This is a genomic window from Spirulina sp. CCNP1310, assembly GCF_034932185.1.
Classification (GTDB): Bacteria; Cyanobacteriota; Cyanobacteriia; order Cyanobacteriales; family Spirulinaceae; genus Spirulina.
This window is the reverse complement of sequence record NZ_JAYGHW010000052.1, coordinates 1-16,818: the sequence shown is the minus strand read 5'-3', so window position 1 is coordinate 16,818 and position 16,818 is coordinate 1. Positions and strand designations below refer to the sequence as shown.

The 16,818-nt window shown below is 52.8% G+C and carries 17 protein-coding genes, 1 tRNA gene and 1 pseudogene; 12 read left to right on the top strand and 7 right to left on the bottom strand.

Translation table 11 applies throughout. From position 1 onward, the window contains the following. Positions 1-128 precede the first annotated feature (128 nt). The 6 genes and pseudogenes from VB712_RS10555 to VB712_RS10530 all read left to right on the top strand — a co-directional run. Positions 129-359: pseudogene (locus VB712_RS10555) on the top strand (DUF4276 family protein); the annotation flags it as partial. 396 nt (positions 360-755) lie between these two features. Continuing rightward, the gene (locus VB712_RS10550) at positions 756-1,730 is read left to right on the top strand and encodes an L-lactate dehydrogenase (protein ID WP_323254520.1); all 975 of its coding nucleotides are present in this window, start codon (positions 756-758) and stop codon (positions 1,728-1,730) included. Positions 1,731-2,018: 288 nt separating this feature from the next. Next, complete coding sequence (locus VB712_RS10545) at positions 2,019-2,294, top strand: HU family DNA-binding protein (RefSeq protein WP_323254519.1); 276 nt, start codon at positions 2,019-2,021, stop codon at positions 2,292-2,294. A 23-nt stretch (positions 2,295-2,317) separates the two neighbouring features. Beyond that, entirely contained in the window at positions 2,318-3,388 is a 1,071-nt protein-coding gene (cobD, locus tag VB712_RS10540; RefSeq protein ID WP_416236317.1) for a threonine-phosphate decarboxylase CobD, read from the top strand. Then, entirely contained in the window at positions 3,378-4,580 is a 1,203-nt protein-coding gene (locus VB712_RS10535) for an FAD-dependent oxidoreductase (RefSeq protein WP_323254517.1), read from the top strand. The genes cobD and VB712_RS10535 overlap by 11 nt, the downstream gene beginning before the upstream one ends. A gap of 20 nt (positions 4,581-4,600) precedes the next feature. Further along, on the top strand, positions 4,601-5,152 hold the full coding sequence (locus VB712_RS10530; RefSeq protein ID WP_323254516.1) for a DUF2854 domain-containing protein: 552 nt from the start codon (positions 4,601-4,603) through the stop codon (positions 5,150-5,152). Positions 5,153-5,233: 81 nt separating this feature from the next. Here the strand turns inward: VB712_RS10530 and VB712_RS10525 are convergent, their stop codons facing one another. Then, positions 5,234-6,517 (bottom strand): FGGY-family carbohydrate kinase, encoded by a 1,284-nt coding sequence (locus VB712_RS10525; RefSeq protein WP_323254515.1) that lies wholly within the window; start codon positions 6,515-6,517, stop codon positions 5,234-5,236. A 120-nt stretch (positions 6,518-6,637) separates the two neighbouring features. On the opposite strand from VB712_RS10525, the gene VB712_RS10520 reads away from it, so the two are divergent. Continuing rightward, a complete protein-coding gene (locus VB712_RS10520) occupies positions 6,638-7,738 on the top strand; it encodes an ATP-binding protein (protein WP_323254514.1) in 1,101 nt (366 codons plus the stop codon). Here VB712_RS10520 and VB712_RS10515 read toward each other — a convergent pair. Further along, the gene (locus VB712_RS10515) at positions 7,714-8,529 is read right to left on the bottom strand and encodes a rhodanese-related sulfurtransferase (RefSeq protein WP_323254513.1); all 816 of its coding nucleotides are present in this window, start codon (positions 8,527-8,529) and stop codon (positions 7,714-7,716) included. The two genes, VB712_RS10520 and VB712_RS10515, sit on opposite strands and share 25 nt — an antisense overlap. Positions 8,530-8,631: 102 nt before the next feature. Here VB712_RS10515 and VB712_RS10510 point away from each other — a divergent pair. From VB712_RS10510 to VB712_RS10490, 5 genes are all read left to right on the top strand, one after another. Continuing rightward, positions 8,632-8,704: transfer RNA gene (locus VB712_RS10510), tRNA-Ala, on the top strand. Positions 8,705-9,132: 428 nt separating this feature from the next. Beyond that, complete coding sequence (locus VB712_RS10505) at positions 9,133-10,767, top strand: serine/threonine-protein kinase (protein ID WP_323254512.1); 1,635 nt, start codon at positions 9,133-9,135, stop codon at positions 10,765-10,767. Between the two features lie 76 nt (positions 10,768-10,843). After that, positions 10,844-11,467 carry a hypothetical protein gene (locus VB712_RS10500; protein ID WP_323254511.1) on the top strand — a complete coding sequence of 208 codons (624 nt, stop codon included), beginning with the start codon at positions 10,844-10,846 and terminating at the stop codon, positions 11,465-11,467. Positions 11,468-11,851: 384 nt separating this feature from the next. After that, the gene (locus tag VB712_RS10495) at positions 11,852-12,844 is read left to right on the top strand and encodes an exopolysaccharide biosynthesis polyprenyl glycosylphosphotransferase (protein WP_323254510.1); all 993 of its coding nucleotides are present in this window, start codon (positions 11,852-11,854) and stop codon (positions 12,842-12,844) included. Positions 12,845-12,859: 15 nt separating this feature from the next. After that, complete coding sequence (locus VB712_RS10490; RefSeq protein ID WP_323254524.1) at positions 12,860-13,312, top strand: ATP-binding protein; 453 nt, start codon at positions 12,860-12,862, stop codon at positions 13,310-13,312. Between the two features lie 249 nt (positions 13,313-13,561). On the opposite strand, the gene VB712_RS10485 is transcribed toward VB712_RS10490, so the two are convergent. The 5 genes from VB712_RS10485 to VB712_RS10465 all read right to left on the bottom strand — a co-directional run. After that, positions 13,562-14,326 carry a hypothetical protein gene (locus VB712_RS10485; protein ID WP_323254509.1) on the bottom strand — a complete coding sequence of 255 codons (765 nt, stop codon included), beginning with the start codon at positions 14,324-14,326 and terminating at the stop codon, positions 13,562-13,564. A gap of 27 nt (positions 14,327-14,353) precedes the next feature. Further along, complete coding sequence (locus VB712_RS10480; protein WP_323254508.1) at positions 14,354-15,019, bottom strand: ATP synthase F0 subunit B; 666 nt, start codon at positions 15,017-15,019, stop codon at positions 14,354-14,356. Then, a complete protein-coding gene (coaD, locus tag VB712_RS10475) occupies positions 14,971-15,480 on the bottom strand; it encodes a pantetheine-phosphate adenylyltransferase (RefSeq protein WP_323254523.1) in 510 nt (169 codons plus the stop codon). Before coaD ends, VB712_RS10480 begins: the two co-directional genes overlap by 49 nt. A gap of 78 nt (positions 15,481-15,558) precedes the next feature. Next, a complete protein-coding gene (locus VB712_RS10470) occupies positions 15,559-16,437 on the bottom strand; it encodes a metal ABC transporter permease (RefSeq protein ID WP_323254507.1) in 879 nt (292 codons plus the stop codon). A 75-nt stretch (positions 16,438-16,512) separates the two neighbouring features. Then, on the bottom strand, positions 16,513-16,818 hold a 306-nt coding region (locus VB712_RS10465; RefSeq protein WP_416236316.1), incomplete at its 5' end, for a zinc ribbon domain-containing protein.

The following is a 16,818-nucleotide window of genomic DNA, read 5'->3' as shown; positions in this document are numbered from 1 at the left end:
GGAGAATGTGCCAAAGGTGTTAAAGCATAGGTGTGCGTACCTGAATGGGGCACTGACGGCTTAATTGGATTACAATCATATACTTGGTCTGAGTAATTATACTCATCTCCTAACTGAGATGTACCCGGATTGAAGTGCTTCAGGCTATTGCCAGCCAGTATCAAACGCCCGAACTAATTAACGATGGATTGCAAACAGCACCTAGCAAACGTATTATTGCTCAATTTCCTGATTATGGAAAGGCAAAATCTACTTTTGGACCCCAGTTAGCTGAAAAAATTGGGCTACAAGTCATTCGGAGCACCTGTCCTCATTTCAACCAATGGTTGTCAAAGCTTGAATGTTTAGGTAGAGAGTGAAAGAGTGTTAACTGCCTAACAATGCCCATGCACCTGACCACCAGAAGGTTATCTGTGAGATTCTGAGGTTGTCGGCGGCGGGTGATGGGGAACGTTAGACCTCACATTTCACAGGTTGACATTATTTTTTGATGGGCATGGGAAGATCAAATATTGGCGCGATCGCCTGCGATGAGCAGTTATAGCGGTAGTTAAGGCGGTTAAGTTTTGGAATCAAAACCAAGGGGGAGCGGACTGAAGTCCGCACTACAAACTGAGTCCTAATGATTTTGTCTAGTGCCGATAGTATAAGTTCACTGCCTTTCCCAGTGAAATCGGGTCTTTCGCTTGGCTCCCGTTGCTGATGTTTCCTGCGCTAAGGGGGATGATAGAAGCGTAGCAATCGAAGCAATAATCATGAATGATTCCCTGTTTACCTCCCTCCTCACCGATACCCCCCTTGCCCAACGCCGCCCCCGCAAAGGGATTGTCATTGGGGTGGGCCAGGTGGGTATGGCCTGCGCCTATTCCCTGGTGATTCAAAATACCCTCGATGAACTCGTGCTCATCGACCTCGATCGCCCCAAACTGGAAGGGGAAGTGATGGATCTGCTCCATGGTTCCTCGTTTTTGGAGCCGACGAAAATTGCAGCGGGGAGCCTCGATCAGCCTCATAATGCCAATCTGGTGATCATCACCGCCGGGGCCAAGCAACAACCGGGGGAAACCCGTTTAGATCTCGTCCAGCGCAACACCGCTATTTTCCAAAAGCTGATCCCCCAAGTGGTGGCCAGTAATCCCGAGGCGATTTTGTTGATCGTCACGAACCCCGTCGATGTGATGACCGATGTCACCATGCAGATTTCCGGCCTGCCGAAAAGTCGGGTGATTGGCTCCGGAACCGTGTTAGACACGGCTCGCTTTCGCTACCTCCTGGCCCAACAATACGGCGTGGATTCCCGCAGTTTGCATGGCTATATCATTGGTGAGCATGGGGATAGTGAAGTGCCGGTGTGGAGTGGCGTGAATATCGCTGGGGAGCGGTTATTTACGACCCCGGAGGCGATCGCCGCCGCTGAACCGATTTTTGCCGAGGTGAAAAACGCCGCCTACGAGATCATCCAGCGCAAAGGAGCCACCAGCTACGCTATTGGCTTGGGGGTGACGCAGATCGCCCGCGCCATCTTGCAAAATCAAAAGCGAGTGATGACGGTCAGCACCGCCATTGAGGATTTTGAGGGCATCAAGAATGTGTGTTTGAGCCTGCCCGCTGTGGTGGGCCGACAGGGTGTAGAGCGAATTCTTAACCTTTCTTTATCAGAAACGGAAAAAAATCAACTGCAAGCGTCCGCCGCAATTTTGGCACGAACCCTTGCGGGTTTGGCGCTTTAACCAGGGGTGGAAAATCGTCAGAGGTTTTGCGGTGTATGGGTTTGGGCGGTTGGACTTGCGCTCTTTGTTGCCAAAGTTGCCAAGCTCTGAACAGAAAAAAATCTGTAATAAATCAAAAAACCTCAGAAAACTCAGGGTTTCAGAGATCCACAATGGCGAGACAACGCTTAGAATGAGTCAGTGAAATTTACGGGCGAATGCGGGTTTCAGCAATTCTGCGGAGAGACCTGCGGGCGCTTACCATGATGCTCACGTTGAGAACAGCTATCCAGCATAGGAGATTTTTTCATGAATAAAGGTGAACTCGTCGATCAAGTGGCCAAGGAAACTGGTGTAACCAAGAAGGATGTGGACAAGGTGATCAGCGCTACGGTGGAGGCCATTATGGCGGCTGTGGCGGTGGGGGATAAGGTGACGTTGGTGGGCTTTGGCTCCTTTGAATCTCGCGATCGCAAAGAGCGTGAGGGTCGCAACCCCAAAACCGGCGATCCGATGAAGATCCCGGCGACGAAAGTGCCGGCCTTCTCAGCGGGCAAGCTGTTTAAAGAAAAAGTCGCCCCGTAGTTGTCTCTACCCATGTGGTTATGATCACTCGACCCACTCACGGGGGGAACCTGACCTGGGCAACCCAAGTTGCGGGTTCCCCCGTGCTTTGGGATTTTTCCGCCAGTATTAACCCTTGGGGGCCGCCAGAATGTGCGATCGCCGCCATCCAGGCTGCCATCCCGGAATTAATCCACTATCCCGATCCGGATTATGGGGTATTGCGGGGGGCGATCGCCCAGCACCACGACCTTGATCCCGCTTGGGTTTTCCCTGGCAATGGGGCAGCGGAGTTATTAACTTGGGCGGCGATGGATTTGGCGCAGGCTGGCATCACCGCCTTGATTACGCCGGCCTTTGCGGACTATGGCCGGGCTTGTCGGGGCGCAGGGGTGGAATTGTTGGCCTGTGGGCTAGATATGCAAGGGGAGCAACGGTTAGAGAATTTGCTGCCCCCCTCTGCCCTGTTATTGAATAATCCCCACAATCCCACGGGTAAACTTTGGCCAGTGGTGGAATTACTCCCCCTCATTGCTGAAAGTCCTTGTGCTGTGGTGGATGAAGCGTTTATGGATTTTCTCCCCCCGGCCCAACAGCAGAGTTTAATCCCCTATTTAGCCCAGTTTCCCCAGTTGGTGGTGTTGCGATCGCTCACCAAGTTTTACAGCCTGCCGGGGTTGCGCCTCGGCTATGCCCTCGCCCACCCCGACCGCCTTGCCCAATGGCGGCAACGGCGCGACCCTTGGGCGGTGAATCAGCTTGCGGCAGCGGTGGGAGCGGTGGTGTTGCAGGATCAGGATTTTGCCCAAAAAACTTGGGACTGGTTGCCGCCGGCCCGAGCAAAACTATTCAATGGACTAGCAGCAATTCCCGGTTTAACCCCCTATCCAGGGGCGGCGAATTTCCTCTTGGTGGAAACGGCGATCAAGAGTGATGTTCTCCAACTAGATTTATTGAAAACCGCTCAGGTGTTGATCCGCGATTGTCTGAGCTTCCCAGAATTGGGCGATCGCTATTTCCGCGTTGCCGTCCGCACCGATGGCGAAAACCAACACCTCCTCACCGCCCTAGCCAACAGTCTCCAACGCCTCACCCCCAATCCCCATGTCCCCTGATTATGATCTCGTCATTCTTGGCCATACTGTCGGCGGTGTCACCGTCGCCCAACAGGCCGTTCACCAAGGGTTACGGGTGGCGTTGGTGAATCAAAATTGTCCCCCCCATCTCGATGCCTATATCCGCTACGGCCTGAGCCATTGGAGCCGCCGCGATGCCCCATGGGGGGAGGCGATCGCCCGCATTCACCACAGTTTGGCCCAAATCACCGAGCAATGGAGTCCGGCGGTGTTGGGGTTGGCGGGGGTGGATTGGGTGGCGGGGGTGGGAGAGTTTTGCTCCGGTGCAGCGCCAACTTTAGCCGTGGGGGAACGGCGGTTAACAGCACGGGCCTACCTCTTGGCCCTAGGACGACGGCCCGCTCAAGGCATACGCTTAAAGGAATTGCTCCAACTCGATACACCCCCGACAATGGTGACGATTTTGGGAAATAACCTCACGGCGGTGGAACTGGCCAGCAGTTTGCAGCGGTTGGGGGTGCAGGTGATGTTGGTGGAGGGTCAAGCCCTTTTGCCCCAAGAGGATCCTCGCTTAGTGGAGCGGATTGGAGCAATTTTAGCGGCGCGGGGGGTGAAACGGCTGAAGACTCCTCCCGAAGAAACAGGCCTGCTTGTCGATTGCCAGAGCCATACGCCACCGCCCACCGCCCTCAATCTTGCCGGTGTTGGGGTGCGGGCCTATCAAAATCGCCTCCTGGTGAATTGCTATCTCCAAACCACCCAACCCCGGATCTATGCCATTGGCGCAGATTTAGGGGGCTATGATTTACCCCAGTTGGAACGGGCCGAGGGGGCGATCGCCCTCTATAACAGTGGCCACCATTGGCGCAAACCCATGGACTATCGGACGATTCCGATCACGCTCTACACCGATCCCCCCTTTGCCCGCGTCGGCCTCACCACCGCCCAAGCCCAAAGGGAATATGGCCCCCAAGTGCGCTGTTATCAAACCTATTTAAAAGATACAGTGGCCTCTGCCTTAACCCATCGCACGACGGGACTATGCCGCGTGCTAGCCCTCCCCAAGGGCAAAATTTTGGGGGCGGCATTGTTGGGGGGCTGTGCGCCGGAGGCGATCGCCCTTTTTGCCCTCGCTCTGGAGCAGGGCCTCACCCTCGACCAATTGCCTCCCCATCTCTTCCCCCACCCCAGCACCAGCGAAACGATCCCCACCATCAACGGTAAAATCTGAAGAAATATCATCACATCATTATGCTTGGTCAGTTTTCATTAGCGCGGTTTGGGTTGATCGTCGGGGGAGCCTTAACCCTGATGGGGTTTGGAGCCTACGCCACGGGCCACCCCACCTTTAACCTGATTGGCTTCTTCTATGGGATTCCCGTCCTCCTCGGTGGCCTTGCCCTCCGAGCCGCTGAACTGCGCCCCACCCCCTACCGCGAAACCACCTCCCCGGAAATCATTACCCTGCGCGATCGCACCGCCACCGCCACCCAAAACCAAATCCGCAAGGATGTCACCCGCTACCGCTACGGCCAAGAGGCCCATTTAGATGACTCCCTCGCTCGGTTGGGCCTGAGTCCGAGCGACGATGAACGGCCGATTTTACAAACCATTCTCGAAACCGCCATTGATGGGGATTATGCCTTGGTGCTGGAATTTAGTTCCCCCTTTGTGAGTTTGGAAACTTGGCAGGGTAAACAGGAGGCGATCGCCAAATTCTTCGGCCCCGGCATCCGTGTCACCCTCCAACTCACCGAAGAAGACATGATTGAAGTTGCCCTAATTGCCACCCCAACGGCTTAGGCTTGGAATCGCCCCAACCTTTGGGGCGAAAGATTTTTTGCCCCTACACAGGCGAAAGATTTTTCGCCCCTACAAACCGGCTTAGGCTTGGAATCGCCCCAACCCTTGCCATTGGGCTAACCGTGCCGTTCCATAGGCTGCTTCTGTTTGGAGCGAGGCAGCAACGGGAACCCCTAAAACCCGTTGACGAATTTCACCCCAAACTCGATTTTTGGCCCCGCCCCCTGCTGTCAAAACTGCGGTTAAAGGGGTGGCCCCTAAGGCTGCCAACCGTTGATAACCTTGGGCTTCAATGTGCGCCATGCCATGGAGCAGACCCGCGAGAAAGGCGACGGGATCGGCGGGACGGGGTTCGAGGCGAGGGGGGAGATGGGGATCATTAATAGGGAAGCGATCGCCCGGTTTCAGTAGAGGATAGTAATCGTAGGGACTGGCCACTTGGGGATCGATTTGCTGACTCAATTCCACCAGTTGCGAGGGGGTGAAAAAATGGGCCAACACTGCCCCGCCGATATTGGACGCGCCCCCCGTCAGCCATAGCCCCCCCAAGCGATGGCTATAAACTCCCGCGTTTAAATCCATGACGGGGCGATCGCTCAACAACTTCAGCACCAAAGTAGATCCCAAAGAAGTCACCGCTTGGCCCGGCGTATTGGCCCCACTGGCCAAAAATGCCGCAATACTATCCGTCGTTCCCGCACAGATCACACAGTCGCGGGGTAGTCCAAACGCCGCCGCCGCCTTCGGTGTAATCGTTCCCAAGGGTGTACCCGGCTCCACCACCTCAGGACAGCGATGAAATCCTGACCAATTTTGTAACCAATCAGGATAGGCTAAATTTTCCACGTCATAACCCAATTTCAAAGCGTTGTGATAGTCGGTGATCCCCCATCGGCCATGGAGTTGCGCCGCTAACCAATCCGCTTGATGGAGAATAAAGCCCGCTTGTTCATAGGCTTCTGGTGCATACACCGCCCACCACAGCAATTTCGCGAGGCTAGAGGTGGCACTTTGTACCCAATGATCAGCGGGGGCCAGGGATCGGAGTTGCTCCGCCACAGCTTGGCCGCGATCGTCGTTGTAGAGCAAGGGAGGGGTGAGGGGTTGCCCGGTGCGATCCGCGCTAGCGTACCCCTCGCACAATAACACCGTTGCCGATGTACCATTGAGGGCGATCGCCCCCACCCCCTGAGCAATCTCCGGCGGCAGCCCCCCCAACAACTGCCCCAACGCCCTCCGCCATTGGAAAATTAAATCTCCCCTAGTCCACATCACTTGATCTGTATAAACCACAGCCCCCGCACCAGCGATCGCCATCAACCGCGCCCCTGACGTGCCAAAATCTAAACCTAGATAAATTGCCATAGTTGTCCGGATTCCCCCCCCTATGCTGGGCAAGAATTAACGTAGTTTTTTCCCTGCTAGTACAGGTAGGGTATGATTAAACCACATTGCCCCCCATCGTTCAGTTGCCAAGAAAGGCGTATGGATATCCACAGCCACCAGTTCATCGCGTTTTTTGAACATGAACAGGCCGCGCAACTCGCTGCCAAAGCGATCATTGAAAGCTATCCCGATCGTGTGGTGATCTTTGAAGAGGGAGAAGTGCCTGATTACCTTTACTTGGTTTTAGAAGGTAAAGTTTTATTTCGGAAACACACGATCAATGATCATTACCAGACGGTGGCCCAGGCCAATCCTGATGATTTTTTTGGCGAGTTTGGCATTTTAGACGGCAAGCCCCGCAGCGCCCAGGCCATGGTTTGTGAGGGGGCGACACTGGCAAAAATTCCCCGCAATGTTTTGATTGAGATCCTCAACAATACGAAAGGATCTACCGTACTTCATTTATTCAATTTTATTATTCAGCGTCTGCGGGTCACGACCCAAGAATTTGTCCAACAAGTCACCTATAAAGACAAAATGGTGCTGTTGGGGGAAATGGTCAACACAATTATTCATGACTTCAAAAGCCCGCTGAGTAGTATTCATCTCTCCAGTGGGATGCTGCGGGAAATGTATTTAGAGGATGAAGATACGACGGAATGGTGTGATCTGATTCAGGAGCAGGCGGTACGGATGACGGCGATGGCAGAGGAACTACTGGAATTCTCCAAGGGGAGCGCCAGCCTCAAAAAACAACCCATGGATCTGGCCGCTGCCCTCCGTCGTTTCGAGAAGCTGAATCGGATTTATTTAAACCAAGAGAACGTTCAGTTTATGCTCCACTGCTCGGAGCCGAGCATCGTGGAGGCAGATGAAAATAAACTAATGCGGGTGCTGCAAAATTTGATTGTCAATGCGGTGGAAGCTCTGGATGGTCAGGGGGGCGAAATTATCGTGACCGCGCAACTGCTGCCCCACTGGGTCAGAATTACGATTCAGGATGATGGCCCGGGGATTCCCTTGGAAATTCGCGATAGTTTTTTTGAACCCTTTGTCACCTATGGCAAGAAGCGGGGGACGGGTCTGGGGACGGCGATCGCCAAATCGATCATTGATGCCCATCAAGGCCAAATCCGCTTTGAAACCCAAGAGGGCCAAGGCACAACGTTTATCATTCAACTGCCTTTGCAAACATCCTGAGGCTGATGGCAATCGGGGCATTGCTCCGTGCCTTGTGCAATGGGATAACCACAGGCAGAGCAGAGGGTATAGTGGCCGGGGGCTAACCCCTGTTGGAGGGCCACCCGCTCATCAAAGACAAAACATTCCCCCTGCCAAAGGCTTTCTGGGGCGGGAATCGTCGCTAAATAATTGAGAATACCCCCTTCGAGGTGGTAGACCTCCTCAAAGCCCTGTTGTACGAGGCAAGAGGTGGCTTTTTCGCAACGGATGCCGCCGGTACAAAACAACGCGATTTTGGGATGGGTTTGGGGATCGAGGTGGGTGGCGACATAGGCGGGAAATTCTCGAAATGAGGCAGTTTTCGGGTTTTTGGCCCCCTGGAATGTGCCGATCTCCACTTCATAATCATTGCGGGTGTCCACCACCACCACATCGGGACGACGGATCAGGTCATTCCAGGCTGCGGGCGGCACATAGGTTCCTACTGCTGCGTTGGGGTTGGCGCTGGGGATGCCGAAGGTGACAATTTCGGCTTTGTGTTTAATTTTGAGCCGTTGGAAGGGTTGGTGATTGGTGGCGGTGTAGCGGGGTTGGAGGGTGGGAAAGGGGGGGAGGGTTTTGAGCGTGGCGATCGCCTCCTCCACCGCCTCCCTAGGGCCGGCGATCGCCCCATTCACCCCCTCAGCCGCAATTAAAATTGTGCCTTTCACCGGCCAATCAATACTCAAATCTCGAAGTTTTTGGACTAAACCGGCGGGGTCAGCAAGGGGGACAAAGGCGTAAAACGTAGCGATGGTTAAAGGGGACATGGCAGCGGTAAAAGTTCAAGGCAAAAAAAATTGAACCCATCCCTAGACAAATGAGGCTCAGGGTGTATAATAGCAAATGCGTCTCAAAAAAACGCACCGGGAGGGGGTTTAGCTCAGTTGGTAGAGCGCCTGCTTTGCAAGCAGGATGTCAGCGGTTCGAGTCCGCTAACCTCCATTTTTCGCCACTCTAGGTAGAGAGGGTTTGAGAAGAGAGGAGAGAGAAGAGAGAGTGAGGCTGATCGTTCTCCCTCAGTTTCCCCCTCGTCCTAAAAGCCTCTCCTAGGGCAAGAGAGAGGCTTTTAGGTTGTTCTCCCTCACTTCTTTTTCTCACTCCTCCGGAGCCACTGGTCAGGGCTAAGGGCCGAAGACTGACCCCAACTGTCTCTCCCACTGGCTTAAAATTTTTTCAAAAAAGTTAATTTGAATTGTCTTGACAGGGGCCGTGATCACAGGATTTAGCGAAAAAGTAGGATATGCTAAGAAGGAGTGAGAACCTCAGGTCATGATGGCCGAAAGTGGAGGGTAGATGATCGCACTGGGGGGAATGACCCCTACCCCCAAACCCATCATTCTCAATCACACTACTGTCTTTAAAAACGCTGCATGAGTTACTGCCTCAACCCTGCCTGCGCCCAACCCAAGAACCCCGATCAGGTTGAAGTTTGCCAAACTTGCGGTTCTAAAATGTTGATGCGCGATCGCTACCTGGGGATGAAATCCCTGGGGCAAGGGGGTTTTGGCATGACATTTTTAGCAGCAGATCAAGGCTTACCCGGCCATCCCCTCTGTGTAATCAAACAACTCCGCCCCTCCAGTAATGATCCCCAGGTGTTTCAAATGGCTAAAGAGCTATTTGAACGGGAAGCAGAAACCTTGGGCAAAATTGGCAATCATCCCCAAGTTCCCCGCCTCCTAGATTATTTTGAATACAACCATGATTTTTATCTCGTTCAAGAATATGTCAAAGGGTTAAATCTTCAGCAGGAAATTAAACGGAATGGCCCCATCATTGAGGCTGGTGTCCGTCAATTTCTCAGCGAAATTCTCCCCATGATTCAGTATATTCACGAAAGCAAGGTCATTCACCGCGATATTAAACCCGCGAACTTAATTCGGCGCGAACAAGATAAAAAATTAGTCTTAATTGATTTTGGAGCGGTTAAAAATCAAGTTAACCCTCAATCGGCGGCCAATAGTTCTGATCAAACCGCCCTTACCTCCTTTGCCATTGGTACACCGGGCTTTGCTCCTCCCGAGCAAATGGCTCTCCGTCCTGTGTTTGCCAGTGATATCTATGCCATTGGTGTGACTTGTATTTATTTATTAACGGGTAAATCACCGAAGGATCTCGACTATGACCAACGCACGGGGGAAATGCTCTGGCGCAAAGATGTCGATATCTCGGATAACTTCGCCAATGTTTTAAAGAAAATGCTGGAAGTTTCCGTCCGGCATCGCTATCAAAATGCCACGGAAGTGCTCAATGCCTTGGATATGGAGCCTTACATGGATGATTTGGCGAAATCCTTAGTGACAGCGCCCAACAACAATAACAACAGCACTAATGGCAATGGGTTGCCCAGTTCCATTGATGATCTGCCGGAATCTGCCAATATGTCGGCGACAGAACGGTTAGCACTGCGCTTGCGGGAAAAGCGGGCCCGTCGTCAAGGGGGGACGGGTAAATCCCGGATGGGGGGAGCCGCTAGCTATGGACATCAGGAGACAAAACCGGCGACACGAGCGACACCGAGCCGTTTGCCGGATTCTGCCAGTGGCAACCCCGCCAACCGCCGCAAAGCTCCTAGTCGTTTGGATGCTGAAACGGTGTTGAATTCCTATGTCAAGGGGCGGCGGGATTTTGCCCAGCAGAACCTTAGTCAGTTACAACTGATGGAGGCTAATTTAGAGGGGAGCATTTTTCATCAGTCTAAGCCCCGTAAGGTGAATTTACAGAAGGCTAATTTAGCGGGGACGGATTTTGGCCGCGCCAGTTTGGCGGGGGCAAACCTGCGGGATGCGAATTTAGGCCGGGCCTATTTGGCGGGGGCGGATTTGGAGGGGGCGGATCTGCGGGGGGCGGATCTCAGCCATGCGAATTTGAGCCAGGCGAATCTGAAGGGGGCGAACCTCTGTGGCGCAAATCTCAGTAATGCAAAAATTGGTGAGGATCAGTTGGCGGTGGCGAAGACCAATTGGTCTACGGTGCTCCCCCATGGCCGCCGAGGGTTTTGGTGAGCTTTGGAACCTGAGCTAGGGAGGCGATCGCCTGAAAGTTCTATAATGGGGGCGCAATCCAAGCCTAATTTTTTTGATGAAACGTTTTCAATTTTGGTTAATGGCGATCGCTCTGGCGATGGTCGTTGGTTTATCGAGTTTTTCCTGGGGGATGACCGCAGCCCAGGCCCAAACCACCGATGAGTTTACCCGTGTGGCGGAACAATGTTTGACCACAACCGATGCCCAAAGCGCCCTCCAGGCCTGTGAGCGGGCGATCGCCATTAACAAAGAAGATGCCATCCCTTGGTATGGCAAGGTTAAAGCCCTCAATGCCCTCGGACGTACTCAGGAAGCCGATCTCGCCCTCCGGCAATTTGATTTTGTGGGCCGCTATTACAGTGGGATGCTCCGCCCGATTCAGTTGCTCCAGCGCCGCATCTTACTCTCCGAGTTAGTCGCCAATCGTGAGCGAGCCACGGAACTCACCAATGAAATTACCCAGATTCAAGGGCAAATTAACGGCGGTAGCTTAAGTGCGGAAGAACGAACCCAAGCCGAGGATTATCTACAGCGCTTGCAGAATATTAAGGAAGATTACGATCAAGTCCAAAGCAATCCCCAACTCCTTGATCAACTGGAAACCAATATGATTCAAGCCATGATCGAATTGCGTAAAGGTTTTGTGGAAGCGAATGCTCGCCTCAATACCGGGAATTAAACCCATGCCAACTTCCCTAAACCCCCATACCTGATTTCCCCCCGCAGGGGGCATAAACTGACCCTGCGGTGTGCTGGATGATTTTCATGAGAAAATAGCCTAGATCCAGAAGATTGGCCCCGGCCGCCAATCCCCTGGGCCCATCATCAGGGGCGATCGCTCAATTTGACAAAACAATGCTTTAAAATTGGGGTGTTCTGTCTCATTGCTGTCCAGGCTACCGTTCTGTTGTGCGGCTGATTCTAGATCGATCACCCTCAGCTATCACCCGTCTACTGATAACCAGGGTTTTCGGGATCATGATTCGATACAGTCCGGAGGCGACCACAGCTTTGAGCGTATCAAGATCGTGATCACAATCGCAAGCCATATTTTGGGGAACTGATGGTGAGTAATCCACCCGGAGATAATTTCACAATTATCTTCACGAACAATACGCCGGTTGTCTATACACCACCACGCCTCAGTGTGCTAGAAGCTGTTGAATTTAAAACGGCCTATCAACAACTGTTGCAGGAGGTGAAGCCCAAAGGGCTGATCATTCTGGATTTTGCCGCAACTCAGTTTATGGATAGCAGTGGCGTGGGCGCATTGGTGAGTAACTTAAAAGTCACGAAAGAGCAAGGGATGAAGCTAATTTTGCGGAATGTCCGGCCTCCTGTGATGGCAGTGCTCTCCATGACCAGTCTCGACCAAGTGCTAACCATTGAGCGCACCACCAGCGAGGCCGCAGCCCCCATGCTTGCCAATGTCCGGCCGCCGGAAACTCACCCCTCTGTCCGCTCGTGGTTGAAGCGCTCCCTCGATATTGTCGGCAGTTTAGTGGGGTTGGGGATTACGGCGGTGCTGTTTGTGCCGATTGCGATCGCCATCAAACAGGATAGCCCCGGCCCAATTCTCTTCGGCCAAACCCGTTGCGGTTGGATGGGGCGACGGTTCCAAATTTGGAAATTTCGCTCCATGTGTAGTGATGCTGAACGCATGAAAAAACAAGTGCAAAACCAAGCCAGCGGGGCATTTTTCAAAAACGATAATGATCCAAGGGTGACAGCAGTGGGTCGATTCCTGCGTCGTACCAGTTTGGATGAACTGCCCCAATTTTGGAATGTCTTGAAAGGAGAAATGAGTTTAGTGGGAACCCGTCCCCCCACACCGGAGGAAGTGGAAACCTATCAGATTCCGGAATGGCAACGGTTAGATGTCAAGCCGGGGATGACCGGAGAATGGCAAGTCAATGGCCGCTCTAGCATCCGCAATTTTGAGGATGTGATTAAGCTCGATCTTCGTTACCAAGCCCATTGGAGCCTGTGGTACGATGTCAAGCTCATTTTCAGAACGGTCTTGATTTTGTTTAATAAAAAAAGCGGTGCTGTCTAGCTTGTAATGAGTTTGGTGAGGCAAGAACGACCCATTCAACAGATGCATTTTCGCCTACTGAGTGACCTCGCTGAAGTAGAGAAACTCCTCGATCGCTTTGAGCAGTTTGCAGCGACTCACCTGTCTGCGATGATTTATTGGCAATCGCAAACCGCTTTGGTGGAGTGGTTTACGAACGTGGTTCGCTATGCCCATAAAGATTTACCCGCCCAAACCCCTATCCCCTTAGGGTTTACACTCTTCCCCACCTATTTAGAAATGCGAATTTGGGATCAGGGTAAACCCTTTGATCTCAAGGGCAAAATTCAGGAAGTGCTCCAACAGGAAGATGACCTCAGCAAGGAAGGGGGCCGGGGCCTGCGCTGGATTCATAACCTCACGGATGAATATCAATACATCCGCCCTGCTCCGGATTACAATTGTTTGATTCTTCGTAAGCGGATTGATCCTCCTTTGAGGGGGGAGTAGGAAGTGGGGAGTGAGGAGTGAGGAGTGAGGAGTGAGAAGTGGGGAGTGAGGAGTGAGAAGTGAGGAGTGAGGAGTGAGAAGTGAGAAGTGAGAAGTGAGGAAAAAACTAATCTTCCCTATTCCCTATTCCCTATTCCCTATTCCCTATTCCCTATTCCCTATTCCCTATTCCCTATTCCCTATTCCCTATTCCCTATTCCCCATTCCCTATTCCCCATTCCCTATTCCCTATTCCCTATTCCCTATTCCCTATTCCCGCTTCCCCACCAACCCCTGCATCGCACTCACTAAGACACTGAGGGCTTTGTCGTGGGAGTTGACGGTGTTTTCCATGTCGCTCACCTGAAGTTTGAGCAGGTCTAGATCTTTGCGGGCGGTGGTGACATCGGCGGCTAAATCTTCGGGGATGCCAGCTTGAAACTGCTCTAGGCGGGTTTCTAGATCGACGAGGGTTTCGGCTTCGAGTTGCTCAAGGCGGCGGCCGTTGGTGGCGATCGCATCTTCATAGCGGGCCGTTGCCATCTGGGCTTCTTTCAAATTCATCGCCATCCATCCCAAGGCTGTCACCAATAGGCCAATCATCCCCACCGCGAGACCTGTCACCCACCACAGCCGCCGCTTGAGGAGATTAATTTCCCGATTGTAATAGTCAGAATCCGACAGGGAAACCAGTTTCATTTCCCAGAGATCCTGGGAGAGATCCTCTAGGGTTTTGGGAGCCGCGCCGGACTGTTGGAGGAGGCTGGATGCTCCGGGGTGATCGGCGGATTGGAGGGGGGCCGGTGAGGGGGGGACGTGGGGCTTAGGCTGCGATCGCGGTAGGGGGACTAAATTATTGGGCCGTCCACCATTGGGTTTCAGCGTCGGTAAAGGTGGAGACAGCCGCGCCCCATGTTCCGGGGGACGTTTCGCGTCCTGAGCCACGCCAGAAAGCACCGCCATCAAATCGGAAAGAGAAATATATTGCTCACCAGAAGCTTTCTGCCGTTGATCCCGTCGGTGTGCCTGTGCCATGCCCTACCTGCCTTGGTATCACCCTGATTAAACTTGCCCCAGATGCGGAGGTTCTCCCTCTGCCATTTCCGCTTGCAGTTGTTGGCGGCCATTACGCACCACCCGCAGCATATCTGTCAGTTGGGATTCTAACCGCGTTAAAACGGCTTCGGCGTAGTCATCCGCTCCGTCCTGGATATCGTCACATTCGTAGAGTACATCTTGACGCATTTGCTCCAATTCCTGCATCGCCTGCATCCGCATCTGCTCAATTTCTGCCACCGTTTGCTGCTTAATATCCTCGTATTCCCGTTGGATTTGCTGACGAATTTGGGCAGCTTCCGCTTCCGCTTGGCGCACGAGGCCATTGTCATCGAGCAGTTGGGCGGCTTGGCGTTGGGCCGCTTCAATAATGCTCTGGGCGTATTCCTCCGCTTGGAGGAGGATATCTTCTTTTTGTTGGATGATGGCGATCGCCTGCTCAAAGGCCGCCGGTAAATTGAGCCGAATCACATCGAGATGATCCAGCAATTGCTCCTCATCCACCAACGTCTTCCGAGTGAAGGGAACCCGCTTATTGTCTAAAATTAATTCTTCCAAACGATTCAACTCCGCTTGGATATCATAGCCAAGGGGATGAGCCTCCGTCGCGGGAGCCGATGAAGTCATGGGGTTATATTCGGTGTCGCTGCGGGGGGAGTCTTGTTGAAGCATCTGTAGATATCTTGGGCAACATTGACAGGAACAAGGTGATCAACCATACCACCAAACTGGGCGATCTCTTTCACCACACTACTACTGAGAAAACTATACTCCGTTGATGTGGCTAAAAAAACAGTTTCTAGTTCATCACATAGGGTTTTATTCGTATGGGCCATCTGTAGCTCTTTTTCAAAATCCGACAAGACCCGCAACCCGCGCAGGAGCACCCCTGCCCCCCGCAGGCGAGCATATTCCACGGTCAGACCTGTAAAACTTTCGATCGCCACATTGGGCAAATGTCCCGTACAAGCCTGAATTTGCGCAATGCGGTGGGGGACATCGAACAAAGGCGACTTACGGGGATTACACAGAACACTGACAATGACTTGCTCAAAGAGACGACTAGCACGCTCAATGATGTCTAAGTGTCCCAGGGTAACGGGATCAAAGCTACCGGGGTAAATGGCAATCACCAAGGTTGATCAGGTAACAAGAAAGAGTCTGTGGCGATTATAGCTTGCTCTGTTCGGGATGATCGCAAATTCCTGATTTCAGCGTTGGGAGGGGGGCGATCGCCTCTGCTGGGTTAACAAACCTTGACGGGGGCTAAACAGCAATGTCACTAGAAAGCCCGTAAAAATCACCAAAACAATCGCCGGCCCAGAGGGCAAATCAAAATAATAGCTGGCATACATTCCCCCCACAGTGGCCAACGCCCCGAACATCCCCCCCAAAACCATCATCTGATGGAGTTCTTTCACCCATAAATAGGCAGTAATTGCCGGGCCAATCAACAACGCCGTCACCAACAACACCCCCACCACCTGCATCGTCGCCACAATCGTTAAGGTAATCCCACTAATTAACCCCAAATACAGCCATTGCACCGGCAAGCCGCTGGCCTGGGCCCCGAGGGGGTCAAAGCTATAAAACAACAGTTCTTTATAAAACAACTTCACCAAAACAAGGATCACCAGCGTAATCGCCGCTGTGCGCCCCACATCGCTGGGGGTGACTTCCAAAATATCCCCAAATAGGAGTTTGGTGAGATCGACTTGATTGGTGCGTAGACGGGCAATGAGGAGAATGCCGCAGGCAAAAAAGCTGGTCAGGGTGAGGGACATAGCCGCATCCACTTTAACGGGCGATCGCTGCTCCACCACCGCCACCAAGATCGCGCTCAATAATCCGGTAATAAATGCCCCCAACGTCAGATCCCACCCCCAAAAAAACGCCAAAGATAGCCCCGGCACGACGGAATGAGCAATCACATCGCCGATCATACTCATCTGCCGCACAATTAAATAACTGCCCGTCACCGCACAAAGTACCCCCAAAATTGCCCCCATCAAGAGGGCATCGCGCATAAACGCAAATTGCAAGGGTTCAAGCAGGAAGTTAAAGAGATTCAACATGGTATCAATGGGCATTGACTGAACAAAGTAGGGGCGAAAAATTTTTCGCCCCTCCATAAACGCTAAACGCTTGTATTGACACTCCCCGCGCTAAAGCGACGGGGATTCTTCACTCAACGAGCCAACTTGCTCAGACAGGATGACTCCAGCCAAAGTAGAGGTCGATTCTCCTGAAGCGTTGCTTGCGCCTCGCGCAAAAGTTCCGGTATGCCCTACCGTACTCAATCCCCGACTGAGGATGTTTCTCGCTGCATTATGATCCCGGTCTGTCACACATCCACATCGACAAACATGAGTCCGAGTGGATAAAGTCTTCTGGACAATGGCACCGCAGCGAGAGCATTCCTGGCTTGTCCTGTGGGGTGGAACAGCGATGGTGAGCTTGCCGAACACCTT